At 72.0% G+C, this 26985-nt stretch carries 18 protein-coding genes; 11 read left to right on the top strand and 7 right to left on the bottom strand.

The window, feature by feature from the left end:
- Positions 1 to 4 precede the first annotated feature (4 nt).
- The 3 genes from fxsBH to fxsT all read left to right on the top strand — a co-directional run bounded on the left by fxsBH (position 5) and on the right by fxsT (position 7662).
- Positions 5 to 2281, top strand: coding sequence for a radical SAM/SPASM protein FxsBH, inactivated beta-hydroxylase extension form (gene fxsBH / locus ACZ607_RS28755; protein WP_469739227.1), 2277 nt, complete (start codon positions 5 to 7; stop codon positions 2279 to 2281).
- A 150-nt stretch (positions 2282 to 2431) separates the two neighbouring features.
- Entirely contained in the window at positions 2432 to 3733 is a 1302-nt protein-coding gene (gene fsxC, locus ACZ607_RS28750; protein ID WP_469739224.1) for an FxsC protein, read from the top strand.
- A complete protein-coding gene (fxsT, locus tag ACZ607_RS28745) occupies positions 3730 to 7662 on the top strand; it encodes an FxSxx-COOH system tetratricopeptide repeat protein (protein ID WP_469739222.1) in 3933 nt (1310 codons plus the stop codon). The genes fsxC and fxsT overlap by 4 nt, the downstream gene beginning before the upstream one ends.
- A gap of 51 nt (positions 7663 to 7713) precedes the next feature.
- On the opposite strand, the gene ACZ607_RS28740 is transcribed toward fxsT, so the two are convergent.
- Positions 7714 to 8607 (bottom strand): alpha/beta fold hydrolase, encoded by an 894-nt coding sequence (locus tag ACZ607_RS28740; RefSeq protein ID WP_469739219.1) that lies wholly within the window; start codon positions 8605 to 8607, stop codon positions 7714 to 7716.
- Between the two features lie 437 nt (positions 8608 to 9044).
- Here ACZ607_RS28740 and ACZ607_RS28735 point away from each other — a divergent pair, with 437 nt between their 5' ends.
- Entirely contained in the window at positions 9045 to 10130 is a 1086-nt protein-coding gene (locus tag ACZ607_RS28735; RefSeq protein WP_469739216.1) for a S1 family peptidase, read from the top strand.
- Between the two features lie 136 nt (positions 10131 to 10266).
- Here ACZ607_RS28735 and ACZ607_RS28730 read toward each other — a convergent pair whose 3' ends face one another.
- Positions 10267 to 10755, bottom strand: coding sequence for a phospholipase (locus ACZ607_RS28730; RefSeq protein ID WP_469739214.1), 489 nt, complete (start codon positions 10753 to 10755; stop codon positions 10267 to 10269).
- Between the two features lie 332 nt (positions 10756 to 11087).
- The gene (locus tag ACZ607_RS28725; RefSeq protein WP_469739212.1) at positions 11088 to 12194 is read right to left on the bottom strand and encodes a DUF3533 domain-containing protein; all 1107 of its coding nucleotides are present in this window, start codon (positions 12192 to 12194) and stop codon (positions 11088 to 11090) included.
- Between the two features lie 155 nt (positions 12195 to 12349).
- Here ACZ607_RS28725 and ACZ607_RS28720 point away from each other — a divergent pair, with 155 nt between their 5' ends.
- The 3 genes from ACZ607_RS28720 (at position 12350) to ACZ607_RS28710 (ending at position 17846) form a co-directional block, all read left to right on the top strand.
- On the top strand, positions 12350 to 15808 hold the full coding sequence (locus ACZ607_RS28720) for a DNA polymerase III subunit alpha (RefSeq protein ID WP_469739210.1): 3459 nt from the start codon (positions 12350 to 12352) through the stop codon (positions 15806 to 15808).
- Positions 15805 to 16803, top strand: a complete 999-nt coding sequence (locus ACZ607_RS28715; RefSeq protein WP_469739208.1) for a DNA polymerase Y family protein — start codon at positions 15805 to 15807, stop codon at positions 16801 to 16803. The genes ACZ607_RS28720 and ACZ607_RS28715 overlap by 4 nt, the downstream gene beginning before the upstream one ends.
- Positions 16804 to 16961: 158 nt before the next feature.
- A complete protein-coding gene (locus ACZ607_RS28710; protein WP_469739206.1) occupies positions 16962 to 17846 on the top strand; it encodes an esterase/lipase family protein in 885 nt (294 codons plus the stop codon).
- A gap of 48 nt (positions 17847 to 17894) precedes the next feature.
- Here ACZ607_RS28710 and ACZ607_RS28705 read toward each other — a convergent pair whose 3' ends face one another.
- The 4 genes from ACZ607_RS28705 to ACZ607_RS28690 all read right to left on the bottom strand — a co-directional run bounded on the left by ACZ607_RS28705 (position 17895) and on the right by ACZ607_RS28690 (position 22340).
- Positions 17895 to 18935 carry a lytic polysaccharide monooxygenase auxiliary activity family 9 protein gene (locus tag ACZ607_RS28705; protein ID WP_469739204.1) on the bottom strand — a complete coding sequence of 347 codons (1041 nt, stop codon included), beginning with the start codon at positions 18933 to 18935 and terminating at the stop codon, positions 17895 to 17897.
- A gap of 141 nt (positions 18936 to 19076) precedes the next feature.
- Entirely contained in the window at positions 19077 to 19820 is a 744-nt protein-coding gene (locus tag ACZ607_RS28700) for a hypothetical protein (protein WP_469739202.1), read from the bottom strand.
- 76 nt (positions 19821 to 19896) lie between these two features.
- Entirely contained in the window at positions 19897 to 21471 is a 1575-nt protein-coding gene (locus tag ACZ607_RS28695) for an alkaline phosphatase D family protein (RefSeq protein WP_469739200.1), read from the bottom strand.
- A gap of 128 nt (positions 21472 to 21599) precedes the next feature.
- Complete coding sequence (locus ACZ607_RS28690; RefSeq protein WP_469739198.1) at positions 21600 to 22340, bottom strand: response regulator; 741 nt, start codon at positions 22338 to 22340, stop codon at positions 21600 to 21602.
- 91 nt (positions 22341 to 22431) lie between these two features.
- Between ACZ607_RS28690 and ACZ607_RS28685 the strand changes: the two genes are divergently transcribed.
- From ACZ607_RS28685 to ACZ607_RS28670, 4 genes are read left to right on the top strand one after another with little or no spacing between them, the layout of a single operon-like run.
- On the top strand, positions 22432 to 23415 hold the full coding sequence (locus ACZ607_RS28685) for a Bug family tripartite tricarboxylate transporter substrate binding protein (RefSeq protein WP_469739196.1): 984 nt from the start codon (positions 22432 to 22434) through the stop codon (positions 23413 to 23415).
- The gene (locus ACZ607_RS28680; protein ID WP_469739191.1) at positions 23412 to 23945 is read left to right on the top strand and encodes a tripartite tricarboxylate transporter TctB family protein; all 534 of its coding nucleotides are present in this window, start codon (positions 23412 to 23414) and stop codon (positions 23943 to 23945) included. Before ACZ607_RS28685 ends, ACZ607_RS28680 begins: the two co-directional genes overlap by 4 nt.
- 3 nt (positions 23946 to 23948) lie before the next feature.
- Positions 23949 to 25436, top strand: a complete 1488-nt coding sequence (locus ACZ607_RS28675) for a tripartite tricarboxylate transporter permease (protein ID WP_469739189.1) — start codon at positions 23949 to 23951, stop codon at positions 25434 to 25436.
- Positions 25437 to 25470: 34 nt separating this feature from the next.
- Positions 25471 to 26955, top strand: coding sequence for a methyltransferase domain-containing protein (locus tag ACZ607_RS28670; protein ID WP_469739187.1), 1485 nt, complete (start codon positions 25471 to 25473; stop codon positions 26953 to 26955).
- Positions 26956 to 26985: the final 30 nt, after the last annotated feature.

Genomic DNA, 26985 nt, shown 5'->3' with positions numbered 1-26985 from the left:
TGGAATGACAGGCCCCGCGGTCCCGTTCCGCGAAATCGTTCTGAAGGTCCACAGCAGGTGCGACCTCGCCTGCGATCATTGCTATGTCTACGAACATGCTGATCAGAGCTGGAGAACCCGGCCGAAGACGGTTTCTGACGACGTCATCTCCAAGACGGCACAGCGCCTCGCCGAGCACGCGAAGACACACGCACTGCCCTCCGTGTCAGTGATCCTGCACGGAGGGGAGCCTCTGCTCGCCGGCCCCGCCCGTCTGCGGCGCGTGTGCGAGGAGTTCGGGTCGGCCCTGTCGGGCGTCGCCGGCCTCGACCTCCGGATCCACACCAACGGCCTCCAGCTCAGCCCCCGTTACCTGGACCTCTTCGACGAGTTCGACGTCAAGGTGGGCATCTCCCTGGACGGCGACCGTGCGGCCAACGACCGGCACCGGCGATTCGCCGACGGACGCAGCAGCCACCCCCTCGTACTGAAGGCCGTCGAGCTGCTCCGGCAGGAGCGCTACCGCCATCTCAACCTCGGGCTGCTGTGCACCGTCGACATCGAGAACGACCCGCACGCCGTGCTGGACGCCCTGGTCGCGCTCGACCCCCCGCTCATCGACTTCCTTCTGCCGCACGCCACGTGGGACGAGCCCCCGCCCCGGCCCGACGGATCGCCCACGGCCTACGCCGAGTGGCTCCTCGCTGTCTTCGACCGCTGGCAGGAGGAGGGCGGCCCGGTGCCGGTGCGCCTGTTCTCCTCGGTGCTCTCCACGCTGAGCGGCGGCCCCAGCCTCACCGAGTCCCTCGGCCTCGCCCCCACGGACCTCGTCGTCGTCGAGACGGACGGTCAGCTGGAGCAGGTCGACTCCCTCAAGAGCGCCTACGAGGGCGCCGCCGCCACCGGGTTCGACGTGTTCTCGCACTCCTTCGACGATGTGGCCGCCCACCCCGGGGTCCGGGCGCGGCAGCTCGGTCTGGCGGGCGTCAGCGAGACGTGCCGCAGCTGCCCCGTCGTACGGTCGTGCGGTGGAGGGCTCTACACCCACCGGTACCGCCCGGAGAACGGCTTCGACAACCCCTCCGTCTACTGCGCCGATCTGGAGGCGCTGGTCCGGGGGATCCAGGAGCGCACGAGTGCGTCCACCGTGTCCCCGGCGCTGGACGACCGGCGTGAACTGGTCGCGGAGCAGCACGACCTGACCCGTACGCTGCTCGCCGGCCTCCACGAGGCGCTGGACGGGCGCGGCGGTGCCCGGTGGGACGAGGCCTGGGGGCTCGCGGGCGTCCTGGAGTCCTCGCCCGAGGGCGCCGCGGGCCTCGACCGGGTCCTGGCGCACGCCTATACGCGTACATGGCTGCTGGACGTCCTGGAAGGGCTGCACGCCGAGCGGCCCGAAGCGGTCGGCCAGGCGCTGCGGTTCCCGTCGTACGTGGCGGCCGCCGCGGTGCGGTCCGGTCTCGGCCTGGAGGTGCGGGCGGACTACCGGGACGGCCGGCTCCACCTGCCCACGCTCGGCGAGCTGCGGGTCGCGGACCCCGGCGCGACGGGCCGCGTCCGGATCCGGGCCGCCGACGGGGGGTTCGCGGTCCGGGGGGAGGACGGCGGAGAGCGGATCGTCCCGACGGCGGCCGAGGGTCCCGGCTGGCTCCCGGTGCGGTACGTCACCGCGGAGGGCGCTCCGCGGCTCGCCATCGAGGACCTGGACCCGTACCGCGACTGCTTCGAGGCTCCGGCCGCGCCCCGTCTGGACCGGGCCGGCGCGCAGGCCTGGAGCGAGGCCGTCGGCCGGGCGTGGGGACTGCTGGAACGGGAGGCGCCCGGGCAGGCGGCGGACGCCGGGGAGACGCTGACCACCCTCACGCCGCTCGTCGCCGGCCGGAACACGGGACGGCCGCACGGCTACGGCGCCATCGGCCTCGTGCCGGCGGGGAACACCCGGGAGCTCGCCCTCGCCTTGCTGCGCGGTCTGCGCAGGGCCCGGCTGCGGGCTCTCCTGGACGTCACGGATCTCCACGCGCTGGACGGGGCCTGGGAGTACCGCCTTCCCTGGGAACGGAATACAAAGGTCCCCTTTTCCGGGCTGCTTGCGGGAACGTATGAACGCGTGGGACTTTCCTTCCTCGTTCCCGGATTCATGGACGGGGTGCCCGAGGCGCTCGACATGATGGACGGGGCGGCCGAGCCGACGGTCGGAGGAATGCGGCTGCTGAAGTCGCTCAGGGAAGAGGCGAGAGGTGTACATGGGACAAGTGGGATGAACATCCTCATGAATGCCGTGGATCACGAACCTGCTCGATGAATCCTGGGTAGGGATGACTGAAAAGCGGCGTTGATTGACCGAACGCCGTGGGGGTGGAGCACAGTCCGCTCCGGAATGATGAATTCGCTCGCACCCTCTCCATAGCCCTGGGATGCGGGTGCTCACACAGGACGGGGGTCGTGTGCACGCATGACGCAACAGCGAGCGGACCATCGGCCGTACTTTTTTCTGAGCTACGCGCATACACCGGGGTACGGCGGTGGATCGGACCCAGACATGTGGGTCGAACGGCTTTTCCAAGATCTCTGCGGTCATGTGATGGCCATGACCAATCTCCCCGCGGGATCACCGGCCGGATTCATGGACCGGGAGATACGCTCCGGCGAGGGCTGGTCCGAGCGGCTGGGCAGTGTGCTCGCCAACTGCCGGGTCTTCGTGCCGCTGTTCTCGCCGCGCTACTTCGCCAGTGAGATGTGCGGCAAGGAGTGGTACGCCTTCGAGCAGCGTGCCATCCACCACCGGGCGCGGCTCAACCAGCCGGCCGAGGCGATCGTCCCCGCCCTCTGGGTGCCGGTGCCACCGGCCCAACTCCCGGGCCCGGCCGAGCGGTTGCAGTTCAACCACCGGGATTTCGGGGACCGCTACGTCAGCGACGGGCTCTACGGGCTGATCAAACTCACGCTGTTCGCCCAGGACTACGAGCAGGCCGTCTACCATCTGGCCAAACGCATCGTCCACGTCGCCGACACCGTGCAGATCGGTTCGGGCAGGCCCCTCGACTTCCGCCTCGTCCCCAGCGCCTTCGGTGCGCCGGGCAGCGGAGCGGGCGCCCCCCGGCCCATGCGGATCAGCATCGCCGCCCCCACCCGCCATGACCTGCCGGAGGGCCGGAACCCGGAGTACTACGGCGACAACCCGCAGGAGTGGAACCCCTACCACCCGGCTTCCGCGAGACCGCTCGCCTACGTCGCCGAGGAGCTGGTGCGCTCCCTCAACTACCAGGCGGTGGTCACCTCGTTCGACGAGGATCCGGGACAGCGGGAGGGCAAGCAGTCACCCAGCACCCCCGAGATCCTCCTGGTCGACCGCTGGGCGCTGCAGGACGAGGACCTGAGACGGCGGCTCGCCGCCTTCGACCGGGAGAACCGGCCCTGGGTGACCATGGTCGTCCCCTGGTGCAGGGAGGACCATCAGAGCAGGGCGGCCGAGGCCGAACTGACCGAGAAACTCGAGCAGACGATGCCGGTCAAGATGCAGCAGGGGCGGGCCTTCTGCCGTGTCGCGGCCAAGGGGGTACCCAGTATGGAAGCGTTCGGTCAGATCCTGCCCCAAGTGGTCGAGGTGGCGGCTCAGCAGTATCTGAGGCACGCCACGGTCTACCCACCGGCCGGCGGGCGGCACAGCGAACGGACCCGGCTGACGGGGCCCATGGGCAGCACCCGGTTCATACCCGACATGCACGACCCTGCGACGGATGCGGAGGACGTATGACAGCCGGTCGTGACGGGCGCATCGTCACTTTCTACTCGTACAAGGGCGGTACGGGGCGCACCATGGCCCTGGCCAACACCGCCTGGATCCTCGCCGCCAACGGCAAGCGGGTGCTGGCCGTCGACTGGGACCTGGAAGCCCCGGGACTCCACCGGTTCTTCCACCCCTTCCTCGACCCCTCGACGCTCGGGGCCACCACCGGCGTGATCGACCTGATCACCGAGTACGCCTGGGCCGCGACCAACCCCGCCCAGCGGGCCGACGACTGGCACCGGGACTACGCCCGCATCCAGCCGCACGCGGTGTCGCTCACCCCGGAGGCGCTCGGCTGGGAGTTCCCGCGGGGCGGCACCCTCGACTTCGTCTCCGCCGGGCGGCAGAACCGCGAGTACTCCGCGACCGTCTCCACCTTCGACTGGGACAACTTCTACGACCGGCTCGGCGGCGGCCACTTCTTCGACGCCCTGCGGGACGACATGAAGGCCAACTACGACTACGTCCTCATCGACAGCCGTACGGGCCTCAGCGACATCGCCGACATCTGCACCGTCCACCTCCCGGACGTGCTCGTCGACTGCTTCACCCTCAGCGACCAGTCCATCGACGGCGCCGCCTCCGTCGCCCGGCAGATCGCCGAGCGCTACACCGGCCGGCCCATCGCCATCTTCCCCGTCCCCATGCGGATCGACGAGGGTGAGAAGGAGAAGGCCGACGCCGGACGGGCGCTGGCCCGGCTGAAGTTCGACCGGCTGCCCCGGGACCTCTCGGGCGACGAGCTCACCGCCTACTGGGGCGCGGTGGAGATCCCGTACCGCCCCTACTACGCGTACGAGGAGACCCTCGCCACCTTCGGCGACGAGGCGGGGCTCAGCAACTCGCTCCTGTCCGCGTTCGAACGCCTCACCGCGGTCGTCACCCAGCAGGAGATCACCTCGATGCCGCCGGTGGGCGAGGAGGTCCGGCTGCGCATCCGCGACGCGTTCACCCGGCGCCGTCCCGCGCTGCCCGCCGATCTCTTCCTCAGCTATGTGGCCGAGAACCGCATGTGGGCCGACTGGATCGAGTCGGTCCTCACCCGCGCCGGGTTCCGGGTGGTCCCGCGCGACGTGTCCGCCGAGCCCGGGCCCTCGGACGCCGTACAGGCGGCCGAGACCGCGACCCGCACGGTGGTCCTGCTCTCCAGCGCCTACCTCAAGTCCCAGCGGGCCGTGGACCTCTGGGAGCGCGCGGTCTCCGAGGACCCCGGTGGCGGGCGGCGCCAGCTGCTGCCGCTCAGGGTCAGCGACGTCCGGCTCTCCGCGCCGTACATCGACCGCAACCCGGTCGACCTGTTCCGGCTGGACGAGGTGCACGCCACCACGGCGCTGATGCGGGCCCTGGACCGGCCGGTGCAGCTCGGCGACGGGATGTCGCCGGGCCCCCGCTTCCCCGGAACCGTGCCGAGGATCTGGAACGCGCCGCCCCGCAACCCCGGCTTCACGGGCCGCTCCCTGGTCCTGGAGCGGATGCGGGACCAGCTCGGCGGCGGCATGGCCGTCGTGCTGCCGCAGCCGCAGACCCTGTACGGCCTGGGCGGCGTCGGCAAGACCCAGGTCGCCCTGGAGTACGTGCACCGCTTCATGGCCGACTACGACCTGGTGTGGTGGATATCGTCCGAGCAGATCGACGACGTGGTGGCCAGCCTCGCCGAACTCGCCGTACGGCTCGGCGCGCAGGGCGGCGACGACATGGCGGCCGCTTCGCAGGAGGCCGTGGACCTGCTGCGGCGGGGGGTGCCCTCGGAACGCTGGCTGCTGGTGTTCGACAACGCCGACGATCCCGAGCGGCTCAGCCGGTACTTCCCGCAGGGCGGCTCGGGCCACATCCTCGTCACCTCCAGGAACCAGTCCTGGTCGCAGCACGGTGACGCGCTGCCGGTCGACGTGTTCCTGCGGGAGGAGTCGATCGAGCACCTCCAGCGCCGTGCCCCGGGGCTGAGCGACGAGGACGCCGCCCAGGTGGCCACCGCCGTCGGCGACCTGCCGCTGGCGGTCGAGCAGGCGGCGGCCTGGATCGCGGAGACCGCGACCCCCATCGACACCTATCTGGAGCAGCTGGCCCAGCAGGCCCCGGAGGTCCTGGCCCTGAACCAGCCGGCCGGGTACCCGCAGCCCGTCGCGGCCACCTGGAACATCTCCATCGAACGCCTCAAGGAACGCTCGCCCGCCGCGGTGCGGCTGCTCCAGCTCTGCGCGTTCTTCGCGCCGGAGCCGATCTCGGCGAACCTCCTCTACAGCAAGGAGATGATCGAGGCACTGAAGCCGTACGACCCCTCCCTCCAGGAGAAGCTCGTCCTGGGCCGGGTCATCCGGGAGATCGGCCGCTTCGCCCTCGCCAAGGTCGACCAGGTGTCGAACTCCATCCAGGTGCACCGGCTGGTGCAGGCGGTGATCAGGGCCCAGCTCAGCGAGGAGGAGCAGCGCGAGGCGAGGCACGTCGTCCACCGCATCCTGGCGGGTGCCAGGCCGGATGACGACGAGCCGATCGACAACCCGGAGACCTGGCCGCGCTTCGCCACGATCTGGCCGCACCTCGGCCCGTCGGACGCGCGCAACTGCAAGGACGCGGAGACCCGCAGGCTGCTGATCGACCGGGTGCGCTACCTCTGGAAGCGCGGCGACGTCCGGACGGCGGGCCGGCTCGGGGACGAACTCCGCGACACCTGGCGGGAGATGCTGGGGAACCAGGATCTGCAGTACCTCTACCTCTGCTTCCACCTCTCCAACATCCTGCGCACCCGCGGCCGGTACGTGGAGGCCAAGGAGCTCGACGAGGTGACCCTGGGCAGGCAGCGGGCGGTGCTGGGACCGGAGCATCCGCACACGTACATGACCACCAGCAGCCTGGCGATCGACCTCGGTCTGCTCGGGGACTACGGCAAGGCGATCGAGCTGGCGACCGCGGCGCACGAGGGGTTCAGCCAGATCTTCCACGACCGGCATCCCCGGACGCTGGCGGCGGCGAACAACCTGGCGCTGAATCTGCGCAGTGTCGGGCAGTACGCCCGCGCCAGGGAGATCGACCAGGACGTCTACGACCTGCGGTCCGAGGTCCTGGGTCCCGAGCACCCGTACAGCCTGTCCTCCGCGATGTCGCTGGCACGCGACCTGCGCGAGGTGGGGCGGTACGAGGACTCGGTCGGCCTGCTCAGCCGGACGTACGACATGTACAAGGCCACCCTCGGCCGTACCTACCCCACCACGCTCAGCGCCGCCAAGAGCCTGGCGGTCTCGCTGCGCAGGGCGGGGCAGCTGGAGGACGCGCGGAGGCTGACGGTGGCCACCCGGGCCAGGTACCGGGCCAAGTACACCTCGGCCAACCCGGAGTCACTGGCCTGCGACCTCAACATGGCGGCCGACCTGTTCGCCGCGGGGGAGGCCGTGGAGGCCAGGGACGCCGCGCAGGAGGTGGTGGACCAGTACATGAACGTGCCGGGGGAGCAGCATCCGTACACCCTGGCCGCGCAGAACAACCTGGGCGCCTACCTCTCGGGGACGGGCGCGTCGCTGGAGGCGGAGCAGCTGCTGACGCGGGTCGTCGCCTCGATGCGGGAGGTGTTCGGCCGTGAGCACCCGAACACGCTGTTCTGCGTCATGAATCTGGCGAACGCGACGGCCGGGCGCGGGGAGCTCGAACTCGTCCTGGAGACGGAGCGGCGGGTGTCCGGCCAGCTCAGGGAGGTTCTCGGGGCGCACCACCCGGAGACCCTGGCCATGACGTCGAACCTCGCGGTCACGCTCGGCGCGATGGGACGCAAGGACGAGGCGCTGAGGCTGCGGGCGGAGACGGGCGACGAACTGGCGCGACAGCTCGGCGACGAACATCCGCTGACCCGGATAGCGCGGGACGAGCGGAGGTTCTGGCGGGAGCTGGAGCCGATGTCGGTGTGAGCCGGGGTGTCCCGGGCTCCGGAGGACCGGAGCCCGGGACACCCTCCGCGATCAGCAGACCGCTGCCTTACCGGCTTCCCGCTCGTCCAGCAGCCAGTTGAGCACCTCGGGCAGCACGGACAGCGCGTCGAAGTGCGCCGCCGCCGGTTCCAGTACGGCGGTCGCGCCCGGGATCTGTTCGGCCAGCCACCGGGAGTGGCCCACCGGGGAGAACACGTCCTTCACGCCGTGCCACAGCATCACGGGGCACCTGATGTCGGCGGGGTCGAACCCCCACGGCCGGCAGAACGCGAGCGCGTCGTCGATCCAGCCGTACGCCGATGTGCGCAGCCCCTCACGGAAATTGGCGAGCAGCATCGAGCGGATCCCGGCGTCGTTGACCACCGTGCGGTCGGAGTCGGTCAGCTCCCTGCGCAGGTCGTCCAGGAGCCGGGCCGGGTTCTGCCGGATCTCCGCCGAGCGGCTGATGAAGGACTCCGCCAGTCCGTCCGGATCCGCCGCGGCCCGGGAGTACGCGAGCACGTTCGAGGCGGCCATCCCGTCGAACCAGTCGAGCCCTTCGGCGTCCGGGGGAGCCAGGCTGACCAGAGCGGCACCGCGGGTGACCCGGTCGGGCATCAGGGCTGCGCAGGCCAGGGCGTGCGGTGCGCCGCCGGAACGGCCGACCACGGCGAAGCGCTCCAGACCGAGGGAGTCGGCGATCGCCCGTACGTCCTCGGCGACGTCCATCACCCGCCGGCCCGGCAGCCGGTCCGAGCCGCCGTACCCCGGGCGGTCGTAGGCGATCAGCTGCATGTTGCGCTGGTAGAGGACCATCCCGCGGGGTGCGGGTCCCAGCCGGCTGCCGGGCATCCCGTGGAGGAGGAACACCGGTCTGCCCCGGGGGTCCCCCTGACGCTCGACCATCAGATGCCGTCCGTCCGCCACGCGCACCCGACTCCGCACGCCGCTCCTCCGCTCGGTCATCCCGCTCGGTCCGGGCACCAAGTGCCCGGCGTGTACCGCCTGTTCGATGATGACCTATCGGCGGCGATACCGGCACTCCCCGTCGGAACGATCCGGTGGCGTTCGGGACGTTCGGAGGCATTCGGTGGTGTTCGGCTTTCAGAAGTGCCCTCCACGGCATCCGGACGCAAGGAGCCATTACAGGACAGGACTAGTCCTCACCCGCTGCCGACGGGCCATCGCACCGGGTGTTCGCGAACGGAACCGACGTGGAGCGGAACCCGGGTTGTGAACGCGGCGCGGTCGAAGCGTCGTCGTCGTGTGCGCGTCCGGAAGTCGACCTTGTGTGCTATCGATCGCGTCGGAATAGTGGGCGCCCCATCCTCCGTGTTCCGGACACCCCACTTGTCCGTGCACGGCCCCACAGGAGGTCGAAGTTGAAGCACCGACGCATACCCAGGAAGCGTGTGGCCCTGGCCGGATCGGCCGTTCTCGCCCTGGTCGCCGCAGGAGTGACGTTCCAGACTGCGAACGCCAGTGACGACGTACCCCAGTTCACCGTGAAGACCCTCAACGCCCACTCGGCCGGCAGCCTCGCCGCCACCCTGGACAAGACCCTGGGCGGCGACGCGGCGGGCGCGTACTACGACGCCAAGGCCAAGAACCTCGTCGTGAACGTCGTCGACGAGGCGGCGGCCGAGCAGGTCCGCCAGGCGGGCGGCAAGGCCAGACTGGTTCAGCACACGCTCGCCGAGCTGACGTCCGCCCGGCAGACCCTCGCCGACAAGGCCACCATCCCGGGCACCTCCTGGGCCGTCGACCCGGTGAGCAACAAGGTCGTCGTCACGGCCGACCGTACGGTCGACGGCGCGGCCTGGGACAAGCTCAGCAAGGTCGTCGACGGGCTCGGCGCCAAGGCCGAACTCAAGAAGTCCGCAGGGGAGTTCAAGCCCCTCATCGCGGGCGGGGACGCCATCTGGGGCAACGGCGGGCGCTGCTCGCTGGGCTTCAACGTGGTCAAGGACGGCGAGCCGTACTTCCTGACCGCCGGCCACTGCACCGAGTCGATCACCAGCTGGTCCGACACGCAGGGCGGCTCGGAGATCGGTGCCAACGAGGGCTCCAGCTTCCCGGACAACGACTACGGGCTGGTCAAGTACACCTCCGACACCCCGCACCCCAGCGAGGTGGACCTCTACAACGGCTCCACCCAGGCGATCACCAAGGCGGGCGACGCGACCGTCGGCCAGACGGTGACCCGCAGCGGCTCCACCACCCAGGTCCACGACGGTGAGGTCACCGCCCTGGACGCCACGGTCAACTACGGCAACGGCGACATCGTCAACGGCCTCATCCAGACCACGGTCTGCGCCGAGCCCGGCGACAGCGGCGGCTCGCTCTTCGCGGGCGACACCGCGCTCGGCCTCACCTCGGGCGGCAGCGGCGACTGCTCCTCGGGCGGCGAGACGTTCTTCCAGCCGGTGCCCGAGGCACTGTCGGCGTTCGGCGCCGAGATCGGCTGACGCTCCGGCCCCCTCGGTTCCGGTGAACCGGCGAGCCCGTCCCCTCACGCGGTACGAGGGGGCGGGCTCGCCGTCTGCCCTGCGACCGGCCACGGCCCCGTCCGGCGCGGGCGCGTCGGGTGCCGGTGGGTCGTGGTCAGGCGGACCGGGATCCGCCGGCCCCCGCCGGGGCCGCGCCGAAGATGTCCACGGCGTGGTAGTACGTCCACGCCGTGCTGTTGCACGAGGCCAGTTTGGCGCCGGAGTAGGCGGCGCACACGCGCTTGAGGTCCGAGTAGAACGCGGAGTCGATCCGGGACTTGTTCGCGGGGAACGTGCCGGCCGCCTTGTAGTTGCGGTAGCCGAAGTCATGGCGGGCGCAAGCCGTCTGGAACGGGAAGCCGAACGGGTTGTCGGGGGAGGTGCTGCAGTAGTCCGTCGACCAGTTGAAGCCGTACGCGGCCCAGGCGCCCTGGTTGTTGCGGGCCGCGTTCCACGCGTTGTAGCTGGAGGCGCTCGTCTGGGTCCAGGAGCTGAGGACCTGCGGCTTGTCCGAGGGAGCGGCCGAGGCGGAAACGGCGGGTACGAGAGCGAGGGGCAGTGACAGGGCGAGGGTGGCGAGCGGGGCGGCGAATCGGCGACGCATGAGCAACCTCCGGTGAATGAAAGGGGGTTGGGCCGGCCGTGCTCCCCGCGGGTCTCGCGAGGTGCTCTCAGAATGCCGTCATGGACCTGTCATGCATAGCGGCTTCGCCGGTTGGACATCAGGAGTTCTCCCAGGACTCCGGGCGCGGTCGCCGGCCCGGAGGATGCGGTGCGTCTCGCGTGCGTACGGTGTGCGCACCTCGGGGCCTCGCCGCGCGGGCCGGCCGGTGCTGGGAACGTATCGCTCGTCCCGTACGCGTCGAGGAGATGCTGGGCTGATCGCTCGGGCCCCGAGGCGCCCGAGCGGCTTCCGGCGCCCGGTCCGCGAAGGGATCAGCCGAGGCGTGAGCTGCCGCCGGAGGGTGCCGCCTCCGGCGGTGTGCCTCCTGTGTCCCGGCCGCCCGTGTCCCCGCCGCCCATGCCTCCGTCGCCCATGTCCCCGCCGCCCGTGTCCCGGCGGCGCATCGACAGGAACAGCGTCAGGATCGTGCCGACGACCGCCCAGGCCGAGAGCACCAGCAGCGGGCCGGTGACCGCGTTGCCCCGGAAGTACGCGATCGAGCGCGCGCTCCAGGTCCCCGCGCCCGGTGGCAGGGCGGGGCCGATCGCCCGCCAGAAGTCGGGCAGCATCGGCAGCGGGAAGGCTCCGCCCGCGCTCGGGTTGCCCGCGATGACGACGATCAGGACGGCCAGGCCGATGCCGACGATCCCGGTGAGCGCCTCCAGGGCGAGCGTGATCATGCCGACCGCGAAGACGAGCAGCGCGCCCAGGCCGGACAGCGCCCAGAAGCTGCCCGGCAGCGCGCCGAGGATCGGGCCGATGATGATCGCGCCGCCGATCCCGCCCGCGATCGAGTACAGCGCCATGACCCCGGTGCGGATCACCGCGCGCTGCCGGTTGGCGGGCTTGGCGCCCGCGCTGATCGCCAGGATCGAGGCGCAGAGGTAGCCGCCGACGCACCAGCCCACGACCAGGTAGAAGGACGAGAGGCCGTTGAAGTCACCCGGGGAGGCGGGGGCCACGTCCACGGTCCGCACCGTGCGCCCCCGGGGACCGTCCGCCTCCTTGATGATCTTGACCAGGGTGTTGGCCAGTACGGTCCCGCCGCCGGAGGCGACGAGCACGGTGTCCGTCGACCCGGTGGGGCTGACGATCAGGGCGCCGTCGAGGTCGCGGTTCTGGATCTGCCGGCGGGCCTCGCCCTCGTCGGAGACCGCGCGCGGATCGAGCGGGCCGCCCGGCAGCCGGTCCAGCTGGGTGACCACCTGCCCGGAGGCCTGCTCCGGCGCCACGACCCCGAAGGGGACGTCGGTCGGGTCGGGCCTGTGCAACGCGCCGACGTAGGAGGCGATGAACAGCAGCTGCAGTGCCAGTACGCCGATGACCAGCAGGGCGGCCCGTGTGGTGACGGCGCTCTTCACCTCGTCAGCGAAAGTCATGCCCCCACGGTCAGGGCGGTGCGCCGTTCGCGCAGGCGGGAGCGGTCCGAATGGCGGAGAGGCGGCCCCGGCCCCGCTTATCGTACGAACGTTCGAAACTTGGTCTATGGTGGAGAGCGAGGGGTGGTGAGTACGGATCGGTCCAGGAGGTGCGGATGCCAGGGTTCACGCATCTGCATACCGTTTCGGGGTTCTCCCTGCGGTACGGGGCGTCGCACCCGGAGCGGCTGGCCGAGCGTGCCGTCGAGCGGGGGATGGACGCCCTCGCGCTGACCGACCGCGACAGTCTCGCGGGGGCGGTCCGCTTCGCCCGGGCCTGCGAGGAGGCCGGGATACGGCCGCTCTTCGGGGCGGAGCTCGCGGTGGCGCCGCGGGCCGGCGGAGCGGGGCGTACGCACAAGCCGCGCACCCCGGTCCGCGGAGGTGCCTTTGTCGATGAATCCGCACACCGGGTCACCTTCCTCGCCCGGGACGGCGCCCGCGGCTGGGCCGAGCTGTGCCGGCTGGTCAGCGCCGCCCACGCTCCCGGCGCCGGGGACACGGACGCCGGGCAGCCCCTGGTCGCCCGGGACGCGCTGCCCGCCGAAGGGCTCACCGTGCTGCTCGGCCCCGCCTCCGAGGTGGGCGCCGCACTGGCCGCGGGCCGCCCCGACCGGGCCGCCGCCCTCCTCGCGCCCTGGCGGGAGATCTACGGCGACGCCCTGCGCCTCGAAGCCGTCCACCACGGCCGCGAGGGCACCGGCCCCGGATCGCTGCGGCTGGCCGCCCGTACCGTCGGCTTCGCCGCCGAGCAGGGCGTGCGGGCCGTGCTGACCAACGCCGTCCGGTACGCCGACCCCGGGCAGGGCCCCGTCGCCGACGTACTCGACTCGGCCCGCCGGCTCGTCCCCGTCGACCCGCGCCGCTCGCCCCTCGACAGCGGGGAGCGCTGGCTCAAGGACGCCCGTGCGATGCGGGAGACCGCCGAGCGGATCGCCTCCGCCGCGGGGCTCGGGCAGGGCGCGGGGGAGCGGCTGCTCGCGGAGACCCGTCACACCGCCGACGCCTGCCTCGTCGACCCGGCGGACGACCTGGGGATCGGCAGCGTCCACTTCCCCGAACCGCGCCTCGTCGGCGCCGGGCGGCGCACCGCCCAGCGGGTGCTGGCCTCCCGCGCGGCCGCGGGCATGGTGCGGTACGGCTACGACCGCAGGCGCGACTACTGGGACCGGATGCACCGCGAGCTGGACATCATCGCCCACCACGGCTTCGCCTCCTACTTCCTGACGGTCTCCCAGGTCGTCGACGACGTGAAGAGCATGGGCATACGGGTCGCCGCACGCGGATCCGGGGCCGGCTCCCTGGTCAACCACCTGCTCGGCATCGCCCACGCCGACCCGGTCGAACACGGGCTGCTCATGGAGCGGTTCCTGTCCAAGCGGCGCTTCGTGCTGCCCGACATCGACATCGACGTGGAGTCGGCCCGCCGCCTGGACGTCTACCGCGCGATCATCGGACGCTTCGGCGCCGAGCGGGTCGCGACCGTCTCCATGCCCGAGACCTACCGGGTGCGCCACGCCATCCGCGACGTCGGCGCCGCGCTCTCCATGGACCCGGCCGAGACCGACCGGCTCGCCAAGGCCTTCCCGCACATCCGGGCCAGGGACGCCCGCGCCGCGATGGAGGAACTGCCCGAACTGCGCGCCGTGGCCGGGCGGAAGGAGAAGTACGGCCGGCTCTGGGACCTGGTGGAGTCCCTGGACGCCCTGCCGCGCGGCATCGCCATGCACCCGTGCGGCGTGCTCCTCTCGGACGGCGCGCTGCTGCGCCGCACCCCGGTCATGCCCACCAGCGGTGAGGGCTTCCCGATGTCCCAGTTCGACAAGGACGACGTGGAGCACCTCGGGCTGCTCAAGCTCGATGTGCTCGGCGTGCGGATGCAGTCGGCGATGGCGCACGCGGTGACCGAGGTGAAGCGGGCCTCGGGGCGGGAGGTCGACCTGGACGCCGTACCGCAGGGCGACGCCGAGACGTACCGGCTGATCAGGAGCGCCGAGACGCTGGGCTGCTTCCAGATCGAGTCGCCCGGCCAGCGCGACCTGGTGGGCCGGCTCCAGCCCGCCACCTTCCACGACCTGGTGGTCGACATCTCGCTGTTCCGGCCGGGGCCGGTCGCCGCCGACATGGTGAGGCCGTTCATCGAGGCCCGGCACGGCCGCGCGCCGGTGCGATATCCGCACCCCGACCTGGAGGAGCCGCTGCGCGACACCTACGGGGTGGTCGTCTTCCACGAGCAGATCATCGAGATGGTGGACATCATGACCGGCTGCGGGCGGGGTGAGGCCGACCGGGTGCGGCGCGGGCTCTCCGACCCCGAGTCGCAGGCCCGGATCAGGGTCTGGTTCGCGGAGCGTGCGGCGCGCAGGAAGTACGGCGCCGAGGTGATCGCCCGTGCCTGGGAGATCATCGAGGCGTTCGGGAGCTACGGCTTCTGCAAGGCGCACGCGGTCGCCTTCGCCGTGCCGACGTACCAGTCGGCCTGGCTCAAGGCGCACCACCCGGCGGCCTTCTACGCCGGGCTGCTGACGCACGACCCCGGGATGTACCCGAAGCGGCTGCTCCTCGCGGACGCGCGGCGGCGTGGGGTGCCGGTGCTGCCGCTGGACGTGAACCGGTCGGCGGCCGCCCATCGGATCGAACTGGTGTCTGGCGATAACGGTGAAAAATGGGGATTGAGGCTGGCGCTCTCGGACGTCCACGGCATCAGCGAGGCCGAGGTCGCCCGGATCGAGGCCGGGCAGCCCTACACCTCGCTGCTGGACTTCTGGCAGCGCGCCAGGCCCGGCAAGCCGGCCGCGGAACGGCTGGCCCAGGTCGGTGCGCTGGACGCGTTCGGCGCCAACCGCCGCGATCTCCTGCTGCACCTGTCCGAACTCCACCGCGCCCAGCGGAGCTCCGGCTCCGGCGCGGCGGGAGCCCAGCTCCCGCTCGGCGGCGGGCACAGGACCGGCACCGTCGGGCTGCCCGACCTCAACGACGCCGAACGCCTCAGCGCCGAGCTCGGCGTCCTCAGCATGGATGTGTCACGTCATCTGATGGGCGATCACCACGCCTTCCTGGAGGAGCTGGGCGCGATCTCCGCCAAGCGGCTGCGGGAGGCGGGGCACGGGGAGACCGTGCTGGTCGCGGGCGCCAAGGTGGCCACCCAGACGCCGCCGGTCCGCTCCGGGCGCCGGGTCATCTTCACCACCCTCGACGACGGGACGGGCCTGGTCGACCTCGCCTTCTTCGACGACAGCCACGCCGCCTGCGCGCACACCGTCTTCCACTCCTGGCTGCTGCTCGTGCGCGGGGTGGTCCAGCGGCGCGGCGCGCGCAGCCTGAGCGTGGTCGGCTCGGCCGCCTGGAACCTGGCGGAGCTGGCCGAACTCCGGCGCACCGGCGGCCTCGACGCGGTCGCGGCACGGCTGGCGGAGGAGCCCGCCTCCGCCGAGGAGGAGGCCGCCGACGACGGCCGCCGTATCCAGCTGCCGACCGGCTACGAGATGAACCCGTGGTCCGATCTCCAGCCGGCAGGTGAAGGGACGCCCACCGGACGGAAGCTGTGGCACCAGAGCCAGGGGAGCGCGGGATGAGCGACCAGCCGGCCGTCCTGTGCCTGCGGTTCCGCCGGATCGGCGGCGGACTGCCGGACAGCGCGGGTTACGAGGGACTCCTCGCCCTCCTCGGGGCGTTCACCCCGGTCGTCGAGGCGGCCCCGCCCGGCGCCGCGCTCGCCGATGTCAGCGGCGCCCTGCGCTACTTCGGGCAGGACGCGGCGGGTCTGGCCGCCGTGATCCGGGTGCGCGCGCTGGCCCTGCACGGGGTGGACTGCGCGATCGGGGCGGCCTCCAACCCCATGCTGGCCAGGATGGCGGCACGGCAGGCGACGGCCGGGACGACCTTCGTGGTGCCGCCCGGTGAGCACGCCGGCTTCCTCGCGCCCAAGCCCGCCGCCGCGCTGGACGGCGTCGGGGCGGCGACCGCGCGCACCCTGTGCGGATACGGGCTCGACTCCATCGGCCGGATAGCCGCCGCACCGCTCGCCACCCTCCAGCGGATCACCGGCGTACGGACCGGGCGCGAGCTGTGGGAGCGGGCCAACGGCATCGACCGTACGCGGGTCGTGCCGAACGCCGCCGCCCGGTCGATCGCCGCCGAACGCTCCTTCCCCCGCGACGAACTGGACCCGGAGCAGCACCGCCGCGCGCTCCTCTCGCTCACCGAGGAGCTGGGGGTCAGGCTGCGCGGAGACGGGCAGGTGTGCCGCTCGCTCGCGGTCTCCGTGCGCTACGCGGACCGGACCGGTTACGCCACGCTGACCCGCAGCCGTACGCTCCCGGAGCCCACCGCCCACACGGCGGCGCTCACCTCGCTCGCGTACCGGATCCAGGACTCGTTCGCCCTGCAGCGGGCGCGGGTGCGGGGGGTCGGGCTGCGGGCGGAAGGGCTCCACGACGCGGAACGCGCCGCCCACCAGCTCACCTTCGACCCGGTGGACGAGCGGGCGCGGCGGATCGAGGCGGTGGCCGACAGGCTGCGGGCGAAGTTCGGCCCGCAGGCCGTGAAGCCGGGACGGCTCGCGGCCTGACACCGGGGGCCTCACATCTTTTTACCGACGCGTAACTTCCCCTGCGACCTTACCCGTGCGTAACTTGGCATGAGCACGTAGAGACGTACCTCACTTGTGGTCCGGACCACAGGGCGCACCGACATCGCAACTCCCTTGAGCCGCAAGGAGATCAACCGATGCTGCCCTGGACCCGCGCCCGGCGCTCCCCACGCGCCCGCCGCACCCTCGCCGCCCTCCTCCTCGCCGTCACCGCGCTCGTCGCCCCCGCGGCGACCGCGACCGCGGCGGAAGCCGCCGCTCCGTCCCGTGGATGGAACGACTACTCCTGCAAACCCTCCGCAGCCCATCCCCGCCCGGTCGTCCTCGTCCACGGAACCTTCGGGAACTCGATCGACAACTGGCTGGTCCTCGCGCCGTACCTCGTCAACCGGGGCTACTGCGTCTTCTCGCTCGACTACGGCCAGCTCCCGGGCGTGCCGCTCTTCAACGGCCTCGGTCCGATCGACAAGTCGGCCGGACAGCTCGACGTGTTCGTCGACAAGGTGCTCGGCGCCACCGGCGCCCCGAAGGCCGACCTCGTCGGCCACTCCCAGGGCGGCATGATGCCCAACTACTACCTGAAGTTCCTCGGCGGGGCCGACAAGGTCAACGCCCTCGTCGGGATCGCCCCCGACAACCACGGCACCACGCTCCTGGGGCTCACCAAGCTGCTGCCGTACTTCCCGGGGATCGAGGACCTCCTCACCACGAACACCCCGGGCCTCGCCGACCAGGTCGCCGGCTCCGCGTTCATCACGAAGCTCAACGCGGGCGCCGACACCGTGCCCGGGGTCCGCTACACCGTCATCGCGACCCGGTACGACGAGGTCGTCACCCCGTACCGCACGCAGTACCTGGACGGTCCGAACGTACGCAACGTCCTGCTCCAGGACCTGTGTCCGGTGGACCTGTCCGAGCACGTGGCGATCGGGACCGTCGACCGGATCGCCTTCCACGAGGTGGCGAACGCCCTCGACCCGGCGCACGCCACCCCGACCACCTGCGCCTCGGTCATCGGCTGAGGCACGCCGACGGGCCCCCGGTGCTGTCCGGGGGCCCGTCGGTCGCGGTCAGGCGCGGTGCGCGCCGCCCGTGGACCGCCGGCGGACGGAGACGAACAGGGCGCTCGCGCCGAGCGCCAGCGCGGCGGCCCCGCCGATCGCGAGGTACGAGGTGCTGCTGCTGCCACCCGTCTCGGCGAGGGCGGTGTCCCCGGGCGCCGCGCCGACGGGGGACGCCCCGGCGCCGTTCGGCTCGGGAGCGTTCGCCCCGGAACCGTCGGCCTCCGCGGCCTCCGCCGCCGGGGCCGCCTCGGTGACCTTCGCGCCGGTCGCGGCGTCGTCGTCACCGTGTCCGCCGTGCTCGACCGACGACTTGTCCGCGCCCTCGTCGATCTCCGCCTCGGACGGGGCCGACGCGGCCGGCGCCGGGACGGCCGCGACGGAACCGCTGCCGCCGCTCCCGCCGCCGAAGACCACGTCGGAGCAGGCGTAGAAGGCCTCGGGGGAGTCCGACCGCTGCCACACCGTGTAGATCAACTGCCGTCCGGACGCCTCCGGGACGGTGCCGTCGAAGACGTACGAACCGTCCTCCAGTGCCGGGTCGGTGGCCGTGGCGAACGGCTTCTCCTGGAGGTCCGACCACTTCAGGGGCTGCGCCGGGTCGTAGCCCGCCTTGGTCAGGTAGAGCTCGAACGAGCCCTTGTGCGGAGCCGTGGCCCGGAACCGGAAGGTGTGGCTGCCCGCCTTCATGGGCGTGGACGGCCAGTCGGCGCGCGGCAGGTCGAGCCCCTTGAACTTGTCGTTGCCCGCGCTGCACAGCTTGCCGTCCGGGATCAGCTCACGGTGCTTGCCCGCCGCGTTGGCGATGTTGACGCCGTTCCAGTCGTACAGCGCCTGGGTCCCGCCCGCCGCCACCGCCGCCTGGCAGGCCGCCGACCGGGGGCTCTCCGGCCCCTCCGCGAAACAGGCCGAGACCCGGCTGACGGGGTCGCTCAGCGAACCGTGGGCGGCGGCCGGGGCGGCGGAGAGACCGGTCAGCGCGAGCGGCGCGACGCCGAGCGCGACGACGGTTCCGGCGACCTTGCGGCGGGCGGTGGTGATGACGGCCATGGTGGTGGTTCTCCTTCGGCGGCACGGCTTCTGACCAGGACTGGTGATCAGCAAGCTAGCCGCCTCCAAGGCCGGATCCGGGCGGGAGAAGGCGCAGGTGGCGATCGTTATGGCGCGCTTAAGGAAGGGTTAGGCGAGGGCTCAGGAAGCCCCGGACGCGCCCTCGCCGGGGGCGGCCCACGCCCGCCCCGTGCGGTACCGCCAGGAGGTCAGCACGGAGACCTCGGCGTCCGGTGCCAGGCGCAGACCGGCGGCCGCGAGGAAGTCGGGGAGCGCGATCTCGCCGCCGTCCGTCCCGTCGTCCCACAGGGTCAGGGGCCGCGAGCCGTCGCCGTCGTCCCAGGTGTCGGTGTCCTCGCTCGGCTGCTGGTCGACGCTGCCCTCGCCGTGCCGGTAACGGAGGTACAGGTACTGGCCGTCCGTGGTCCAGGCGTCCCACTGCGAGGGGGAGGCCAGGCAGGTCCGGACGACCTGGGCCAGGGTCACGTCCTCGTGCAGGTGCTCCTCGACGGCGACGGGCAGCCGGTCGTGCGCGAGGACGAGCTCCCCGTCGAGGACCAGTACGCGGAACCCCCCGTCGGCGAAACGGAACGTGAGACCGCAGGGCCGGTCCACCCGGCCGTCCCGGTGGCGGACCTCGCGGACCGAACGGATCGGCTGCCCCACGAACCGGCTCACCGGGGCGTACCCCGGGCCGTCCGTCACCGGGACGGTGTCCGCGCTCAGCGACAGGCCGGGCCCGTCCGCCCGGAGTCGGACCGCCCCCACCTCCTCGACGTGCAGCCACAGCCGCGAGGGCCGTCCCGGAGCGCCCCCTTCGGCGGTCACCCTCAGCAGCCGCCTGCCGAGCAGATCGGAGGTGTACAGCTCCTCGTCATCGGTCATGGGCCGATGCTGGCACGGCCGTTGACGTACGGACACCGGATTTCGGCGGCGTCGAAATCCCGGTGTCCGTACGGTGTCAGACCTGGACGCCCGGGGTCCCGTCCTCCACGACCACGCTCGCCCGGGTGCTGATCCCCGCGTCCGGCTTCGTCACGAAGGGCAGGACACGGAAGTCGCTCGTCCACCGCTCGCGGTCCACCGTGACGCGCACGTAGCCGCGCTGGCTGTTGAAGAACTTCATGTGCGGGTTGGCCGCGAGGAACGTCTCGCCCTGGGCCGTCATGTCCGCGCCGTCGCCGCCGCTCGTGATCGAGGTGCCCACGAACTCCGAGCCCACGGTGGCCGATTCCGGGTCGGCGTAGTCGCGCTTGAGGTCCCAGGCGTAGTTCTGGTGGCGGTCACCCGTGATCACGACCAGGTTGCGCACCCCGCGGGTGTCCGCCTCCGCGAGCAGCCGGTTGCGCTCGGCGACGTAACCGTCCCACGGGTCCATCCAGACCGTGGTGCCCGGGCCGGGATCCTGGTCGGTCTGGCCCATCGGGGCCTGGTTGCCGAGGATCTGCCAGCGCGCCCGGGAGCGGCTGAAGCCCTTGAGGACCCAGTCCCGCTGGCGGGCCCCGAGCAGGGTCCTGTCCGTGTCGAAACGGTCGTCGCAGTCGGCCGACGTACCGTCACCGCAGGGCTGGTCGTCGCGGTACTGGCGGGTGTCGAGCATGGTGAAGTCGGCGAGCCGGCCGTAGGAGAGCCTGCGGTACATCTGTACGTCGGGGCCGTTCGGCAGCTGCGCGTGGCGCAGCGGCGCGTGCTCGTACAGGGCCTGGAAGGCGTCGGCCCGGCGCAGCAGGAACGTCGCCGGGTCCTCGTCGTTCTCGGAGGTCTCGCCCGCCCAGTTGTTCTCCACCTCGTGGTCGTCGAACGTCATGATCCACGGAAAGTTCGCGTGCGCCTCGCGCAGCGGGGCCTCGGACTTGTAGAGGCCGTACTGGAGGCGGTAGCGGGCGAGGTCGAGGGTCTCCGTGTGGAACTTCGGGTCCGTGACCACCCCGCGCTTGTTCGTCTTCACCCCGGACTCGTACAGGTAGTCGCCGAGGTGCACCACCAGGTCGAGGTCCTCCTGCGCCATGTGGTGGTACGCGGTGAAGTAGCCGTCCTGCCAGGCCTGGCAGGAGGCGAAGGCGAACTTCAGCTCGCGCGGCGAGTCCGAGGGGGCCGGGGTGGTGCGCGTACGGCCCACGGGGGAGATCGCGGAGCCCGCCCTGAACCGGAACCAGTACGTGCGGTCGGGGGCGAGCCCGTGCACCTCGGGGTGGACGGAGTGGGCCAGTTCGGGGGTCGCGACGACGCTGCCGCGGCGCACGACGCGGCGGAACCGCTCGTCCAGCGCCACCTCGTACTCGACACGGACGGGCTTCGCCGGCATGCCGCCGAGGCCGTCCTGGGCGAAGGGTTCGGGAGCGAGGCGGGTCCAGAGCACCACGCCGTCCGACGTCGGGTCGCCCGAGGCGACGCCCAGGGTGAACGGGTCCCCCTTCAGGGCGGGCGCGGCGAACGCGGACTGCGCCTCCCACGCCCCCGTCCCGAGCATCAGCGCGGCGGCTGCCGCCCCGCCGAATCCGAACATCTGCCTGCGGGACACGGAATTCGCGACCACGGGTACGTCCTCCTCGGTTGATCTGCGCCAACCTCGGACACGCTCCCGGGCGTTGATGTCATGTTCACACGCAGCGCATGGCCGGGGGCCGAGCGATACGTGAACAGGACAGCGATGTCGTGAGCGGTTCAGGACACCGCGCGGTAGCGGCGCTCGGGCCGGCCCGTCCCGCCGTAGCGCAGCGACACCTCGGCCCGTCCCGTCTCCGCGAAGTACTCCAGGTAGCGGCGCGCGCTGACCCGGGACAGGGCGCCCGCCTCCGCGCACTCGGACGCCGACAGACCGTCCCGGTGCTCCCGCAGCACGCGCTCCACCAGGTCCGCGGTGTGGGCCGCGAGACCCTTGGGGAGCTCGCGGGAGCCCGGGGGACGGGTGCCGAAGATGCGGTCCACGTCCTCCTGCCGGGCCTCCTGCCGGGACTCGTCCAGCGCGTCCAGACGGTTGCGCAGCGAGGCCACGTGCTGGAGCTGCTCCTGGAGGGCCGTGCGGTGGAACGGCTTGATCAGATAGTGCAGGGCGCCCGCCCGCAGGGCCGCCCTGACCACTCCGGCGTCGCGCGCCGCCGTGATGAAGAGCGCGTCCGCGCTGTGGGTGTCCCCGTCGCGTTCCTCCGCCGCGCGCAGCTCCCGCAGCACCTGGATGCCGTCCATGTCGGGAAGGAAGACATCGAGCAGGACCAGGTCGGGGCGGAGCCGGCGGGCCGCCCGCAGGGCCTCGGCGCCGGTGTGGGCCACGCCGACGACCGTAAACCCCTCCAATGCGGACACGTACCGGCTGTGCAGCTTCGCGACCATGAAGTCGTCGTCCACCACCAGCACTTTCGTCACGCCGACACCGTAGGGCGCGACCACAACGACCACAACGTCCATTGATTCCGGAACGGCGACAGCTCGTTAACGCGGAGGCAACATGTGGGCCACCTCACACGCTTCCGACAGACGGCTCGAAAGGCGGCATCCGGTGCGACTGCGCACTCCCCTCGCCCTGTTCGGGGCAGCGCTGCTGGTGGTCGTCGGGCCACCGCTGCTCTCCACCGGCAGTGGCTCCGACACCGGCACGCAGATCCCCGGACTGCGCTTCATGGTCCCCAACACACCCGGCGGCGGTTACGACATCACCGCGCGCACCGCGGCGAAGAACGCCGAGGACGCCGGGCTCACCCACGGCATCGAGGTGTTCAACCTGCCCGGCGCGGGGGGCACCGTCGGCGTGACCCGGCTGGTGGCCGAGCGCGGCAACGGCAAGCTCGCCATGTCCATGGGCCTCGGTGTCGTCGGCGCCGTGCACACCAACAAATCGCCCAAGACCCTCGCCGACACCACCCCGATCGCCCGGCTCACCGAGGAGCAGGACATCGTCGTCGTCGCCAAGGACTCCCCGTACCGGACGATCGACCAGCTGCTCACCGCCTGGAAGAAGGACCCGGGGGAGATCCCCGTCGGCGGCGGGTCCTCGCCCGGCGGACCCGACCACCTCGCCCCCATGCTGATGGCGAAGGCCGCCGGGATCGCCCCGAAGCAGGTCAACTACATCCCCTTCGACGGCGGCGGCGAGCTGCTCGCCTCGATCCTCGGCGACAAGGTCGGCTTCGGCGTCTCCGGCGTCGGCGAGTACCTCGACCAGATCGAGGCCGGTGAGCTGCGGCTGCTCGCCGTCACCGGCCCGAAGCGGGTCCCCGGCCTCGACGCCCCCACCCTCCGCGAGGCCGGCCTCGACACCGACTTCACCAACTGGCGCGGCATCGTCGCCCCGCCGGGACTCTCCGACGCCGAACGCGACAAGCTCGTCGGGCTGGTGAGCGAGCTGCACGACTCGAAGCAGTGGCGCGACTCCATGGAGAAGAACGGCTGGGACGACGCCTTCCTCACCGGTGACGACTTCGGTGACTTCCTGGACGGCCAGGACCGCAGGGTCGCCACCGTCCTCAAGGAGCTGGGACTGTGAGCGACGAGACCACCACACCCTCCCGCCCCGCCGGCGCGCGCGCCTGGCTGCGCGAGCACTCCGAACTCGGCGTCTGCGTCCTGCTGCTCGTGCTGGGCGTCCTCGTCCTGACCGACGCCCTGACGATGAGCGTCGACATCACCCAGCGCGGACCCGTCGGCCCGAAGACCGTCCCCGTCGCCGTGGGCATCGGACTGCTGGCCGTCGCCGTGCTGCTGGCCGTCGACGTCCTGCGGGGCGGCCGCGGCGAGGCGGAGGCCGGCGAGGACGTCGACCTCGACGAACCCGCGGACCGGCGCACCGTCGCCCTGCTCACGGGCGTCTTCCTCGCCTTCGCCGCTCTCATCGGCCCGCTCGGCTTCCCGATCTCCGGCGCCCTGCTCTTCTGGGGCTCCGCCTACGCGCTCGGCAGCCGCCACCACGACCGCGATCCGCTCATCGCGGCCGGACTCTCCCTGGTGACCTACTTCGTCTTCGACAACCTGCTCGGGGTGCCCCTCCCGGGCGGCCCGCTGATGGGGGTGCTCTGACCCATGGATTCCCTCAACTCCCTCATCGACGGCTTCGGCACGGCGCTCACGCCGGTCAACCTGCTCTGGGCGGCCCTCGGTGTCCTGCTCGGCACGGCGATCGGCGTGCTTCCCGGCATCGGCCCCGCCATGGCCGTGGCGCTGCTGCTGCCGGTGACGTACGGACTCGAACCGACCGGTGCCTTCATCATGTTCGCCGGGATCTACTACGGCGCGATGTTCGGCGGCTCCACCACCTCGATCCTCCTCAACACCCCGGGGGAGAGCGCGGCCGTCGTCGCCGCGATCGAGGGCAACCCCATGGCGAAGGCCGGACGCGGCGCCCAGGCGCTCGCCGCCGCCGCCATCGGCCACTTCGCCGGCGGCATGATCGGCACGATCCTGCTGGTCGTCCTCGCCCCCACCGTCGCCTCGCTCGCCGTCGACATCGGCGCCCCCGACTACTTCGCCATCATGGTGCTGGCCTTCATCGCCGTCACCTCCGTCCTCGGCTCCTCCCGGATCCGCGGCCTCGCCTCGCTCCTCATCGGTCTCACCATCGGCCTCGTCGGCCTGGACCAGATGACGGGCCAGCAGCGGATGACCTTCGGCTCGCTCCAACTGGCCGACGGCGTCGACGTGGTGATCGTGGCCGTCGGGCTCTTCGCCATCGGCGAGGCCCTCTGGGTCGCCGCGCACCTGCGCCGCTCCAGCGGGAAGCCGATCCCCGTCGGCCGCCCCTGGCTCGGCAAGGCCGACGTACGGCGCACCTGGAAGTCCTGGCTGCGCGGGCCCCTCATCGGCTTCCCGTTCGGCGCGATCCCGGCGGGCGGCGCCGAGATACCCACCTTCCTCTCGTACGTCACCGAGAAGCGGCTCTCCAAGCACCGCGACGAGTTCGGCAAGGGGGCCATCGAGGGCGTCGCCGGCCCGGAGTCCGCGGCCTCCGCCTCCGCCGCGGGCACCCTGGTCTCCATGCTCACCCTCGGCCTGCCCACCACCGCCGTCGCCGCCGTCATGCTGGCCGCCTTCCAGCAGTACGGGATCCAGCCCGGCCCGCTCCTGTTCGAACGTGAACCCGAGCTGGTCTGGGGCCTGATCGCCTCCCTCTTCGTCGGCATGGTGCTGCTGCTGGCGCTGAACCTGCCCCTCGCACCGCTCTGGGCGAAGCTCCTGCGGATCCCGCGCCCCTACCTCTACGCGGGCATCCTCTTCTTCGCCGCGGTCGGCGCCTACGCGGTCGGCGGTGAGGCCGTCGACCTGGTGATCCTGCTGGTGATCGGGCTCATCGGTTTCGGTATGCGGCGGTACGGACTGCCCGTGCTGCCCGCGATCATCGCGGTCATCCTCGGCCCGTCCGCCGAACAGCAGCTGCGGCGAGCCCTCCAGATCAGCGACGGAAGCGTGACCGGCCTGGTCAACACCCCGTTCTCCGTGACGGTCTACGTCGTCGTCGCGCTGATCCTGGCGTGGCCGCTGGTACGGAAGGTGCTGGCGCGAAACAGGGCGTGACGGATTGTCGGTGGCGGCTGAGAGGATCGGGGGCATGACCACGATCGACTGGGACGCCGCCGCCGACTCCTTCGACGAGGAGCCCGACCACGGGCTCCACGACCCGGTGGTCCGCAGCGCCTGGGCGCGGCGGATGGAGACCTGGCTGCCCACCGCACGCTCCGCGGTCCTCGACCTCGGATGCGGTACGGGCAGCCTGGCGCTGCTCGTCGCGGGCCAGGGGCACCGCGTGACCGCCGTGGACCGGTCGACACGCATGGTGGAACAGGCCCGCGCCAAGCTGGCCGGGACCGGCACCGAGGTGCTCGTCGGCGACGCGGCGCACCCCCCGGTCGGCAAGCAGCGGTTCGACGTGATCCTCGCCCGGCACATCGTGTGGCTGCTGCCCGACCCGGCGGCCGTCCTGCGCCACTGGTTCTCGCTGCTGCGCCCGGGCGGCCGGCTGGTGCTCGTCGAAGGCGTGTGGAACGGCACCGGGCTCTCCGCGGACCGGCTCACCGCGCTCCTCACCGAGCACACCGAGCGCGTCCACCACGAGCCGCTCTCCGGGGACCCCCTGCTCTGGGGCAAGGAGGTCGACGACGAGCGGTACGCCCTGGTGGCCCGCGCCGAGCCGCCGCACCGCCACACCGAGGTCGTCGACGTCCATCTCGTCCTGCGCAGGGGAGCCGACGTACTGCTCGCCCGGCGCGCCGGCACGGGATACGCGGACGGGCTGCTCCACGCCCCCTCCGGTCACGCGGAGGACGGCGAGGACGTCAGGGCGGCGATGGTCAGGGAAGCGGCCGAGGAGATCGGCGTCGAGCTCGATCCCGACGAGCTCCGGGTGGCCCTGGTCATGCAGCACAGGGGCCCGGGCGGCAACCCCAGGATGGGGTGGTTCTTCGAGGCGGACCACGATCCCGCGCGCCCGCCCCGCAACGCCGAGCCCGACAAGTGCTCCCAGCTGGACTGGTTCCCCCTGGACGCCCTGCCCGACGACATGGTGGCGTACTGCCGCGCCGGCCTCGACGGATACCGCGCCGGGCAGCGCTTCCTGATCCACTGGCACCAGGACACCGACGGTATCGCCCACGACCCGGACGGGGCCCCGCGCGCCGTCCCGCTGCCGGTGTCCGCCACCTCCACCGGCCGGCTGCACCACGTCGAGCTGTGGGTGCCCGACCTGGCGGAGGCGGAGGCGGAGTGGGGCTGGCTGCTCGGCCGCCTCGGCCACGTCCCGTACCAGCGCTGGGCACACGGGCGCAGCTGGCGGCGCGGCGACAGCTATCTGGTGATCGAGCACCCACCGGGCCCGGCCGGTGCCGGGCACGACCGCCCGCGCCCGGGCGTCGGCCGGCTGGCGTACCACGTCCGCGACCGCGCCACGCTCGACGCCCTGCTCGCGGACGCCCCGGGCCACGGCTGGCGGCCGCTGCCGGCCGACCCCCCGCCGTACGCCGACGAGAGCGGGCCCTACGCCGCCCGCCTGACGGACACGGCAGGTCACGAGGTGGAGCTGGTCGCCCCCTGGAGCTGACCGGCTCCGGCGCGCGCTCGGCCCTCATGG

This window comes from Streptomyces sp. NPDC104381, from assembly GCF_055583745.1.
Note: the sequence above shows the minus strand (reverse complement) of the source record. Positions and strands in the feature narration are given on the sequence as shown.

Bases quoted from the DNA above. Each gene is read 5' to 3' on its own strand.
- fxsBH (WP_469739227.1), top strand. From the start codon at position 5: ATGACAGGCCCCGCGGTCCCGTTCCGCGAAATCGTTCTGAAGGTCCAC.
- fsxC (WP_469739224.1), top strand. From the start codon at position 2,432: ATGACGCAACAGCGAGCGGACCATCGGCCGTACTTTTTTCTGAGCTAC.
- fxsT (WP_469739222.1), top strand. From the start codon at position 3,730: ATGACAGCCGGTCGTGACGGGCGCATCGTCACTTTCTACTCGTACAAG.
- ACZ607_RS28730 (WP_469739214.1), bottom strand. From the start codon at position 10,755: ATGCGTCGCCGATTCGCCGCCCCGCTCGCCACCCTCGCCCTGTCACTG.
- ACZ607_RS28725 (WP_469739212.1), bottom strand. From the start codon at position 12,194: ATGACTTTCGCTGACGAGGTGAAGAGCGCCGTCACCACACGGGCCGCC.
- ACZ607_RS28720 (WP_469739210.1), top strand. From the start codon at position 12,350: ATGCCAGGGTTCACGCATCTGCATACCGTTTCGGGGTTCTCCCTGCGG.
- ACZ607_RS28715 (WP_469739208.1), top strand. From the start codon at position 15,805: ATGAGCGACCAGCCGGCCGTCCTGTGCCTGCGGTTCCGCCGGATCGGC.
- ACZ607_RS28710 (WP_469739206.1), top strand. From the start codon at position 16,962: ATGCTGCCCTGGACCCGCGCCCGGCGCTCCCCACGCGCCCGCCGCACC.
- ACZ607_RS28705 (WP_469739204.1), bottom strand. From the start codon at position 18,935: ATGGCCGTCATCACCACCGCCCGCCGCAAGGTCGCCGGAACCGTCGTC.
- ACZ607_RS28700 (WP_469739202.1), bottom strand. From the start codon at position 19,820: ATGACCGATGACGAGGAGCTGTACACCTCCGATCTGCTCGGCAGGCGG.
- ACZ607_RS28690 (WP_469739198.1), bottom strand. From the start codon at position 22,340: ATGGACGTTGTGGTCGTTGTGGTCGCGCCCTACGGTGTCGGCGTGACG.
- ACZ607_RS28675 (WP_469739189.1), top strand. From the start codon at position 23,949: ATGGATTCCCTCAACTCCCTCATCGACGGCTTCGGCACGGCGCTCACG.
- ACZ607_RS28670 (WP_469739187.1), top strand. From the start codon at position 25,471: ATGACCACGATCGACTGGGACGCCGCCGCCGACTCCTTCGACGAGGAG.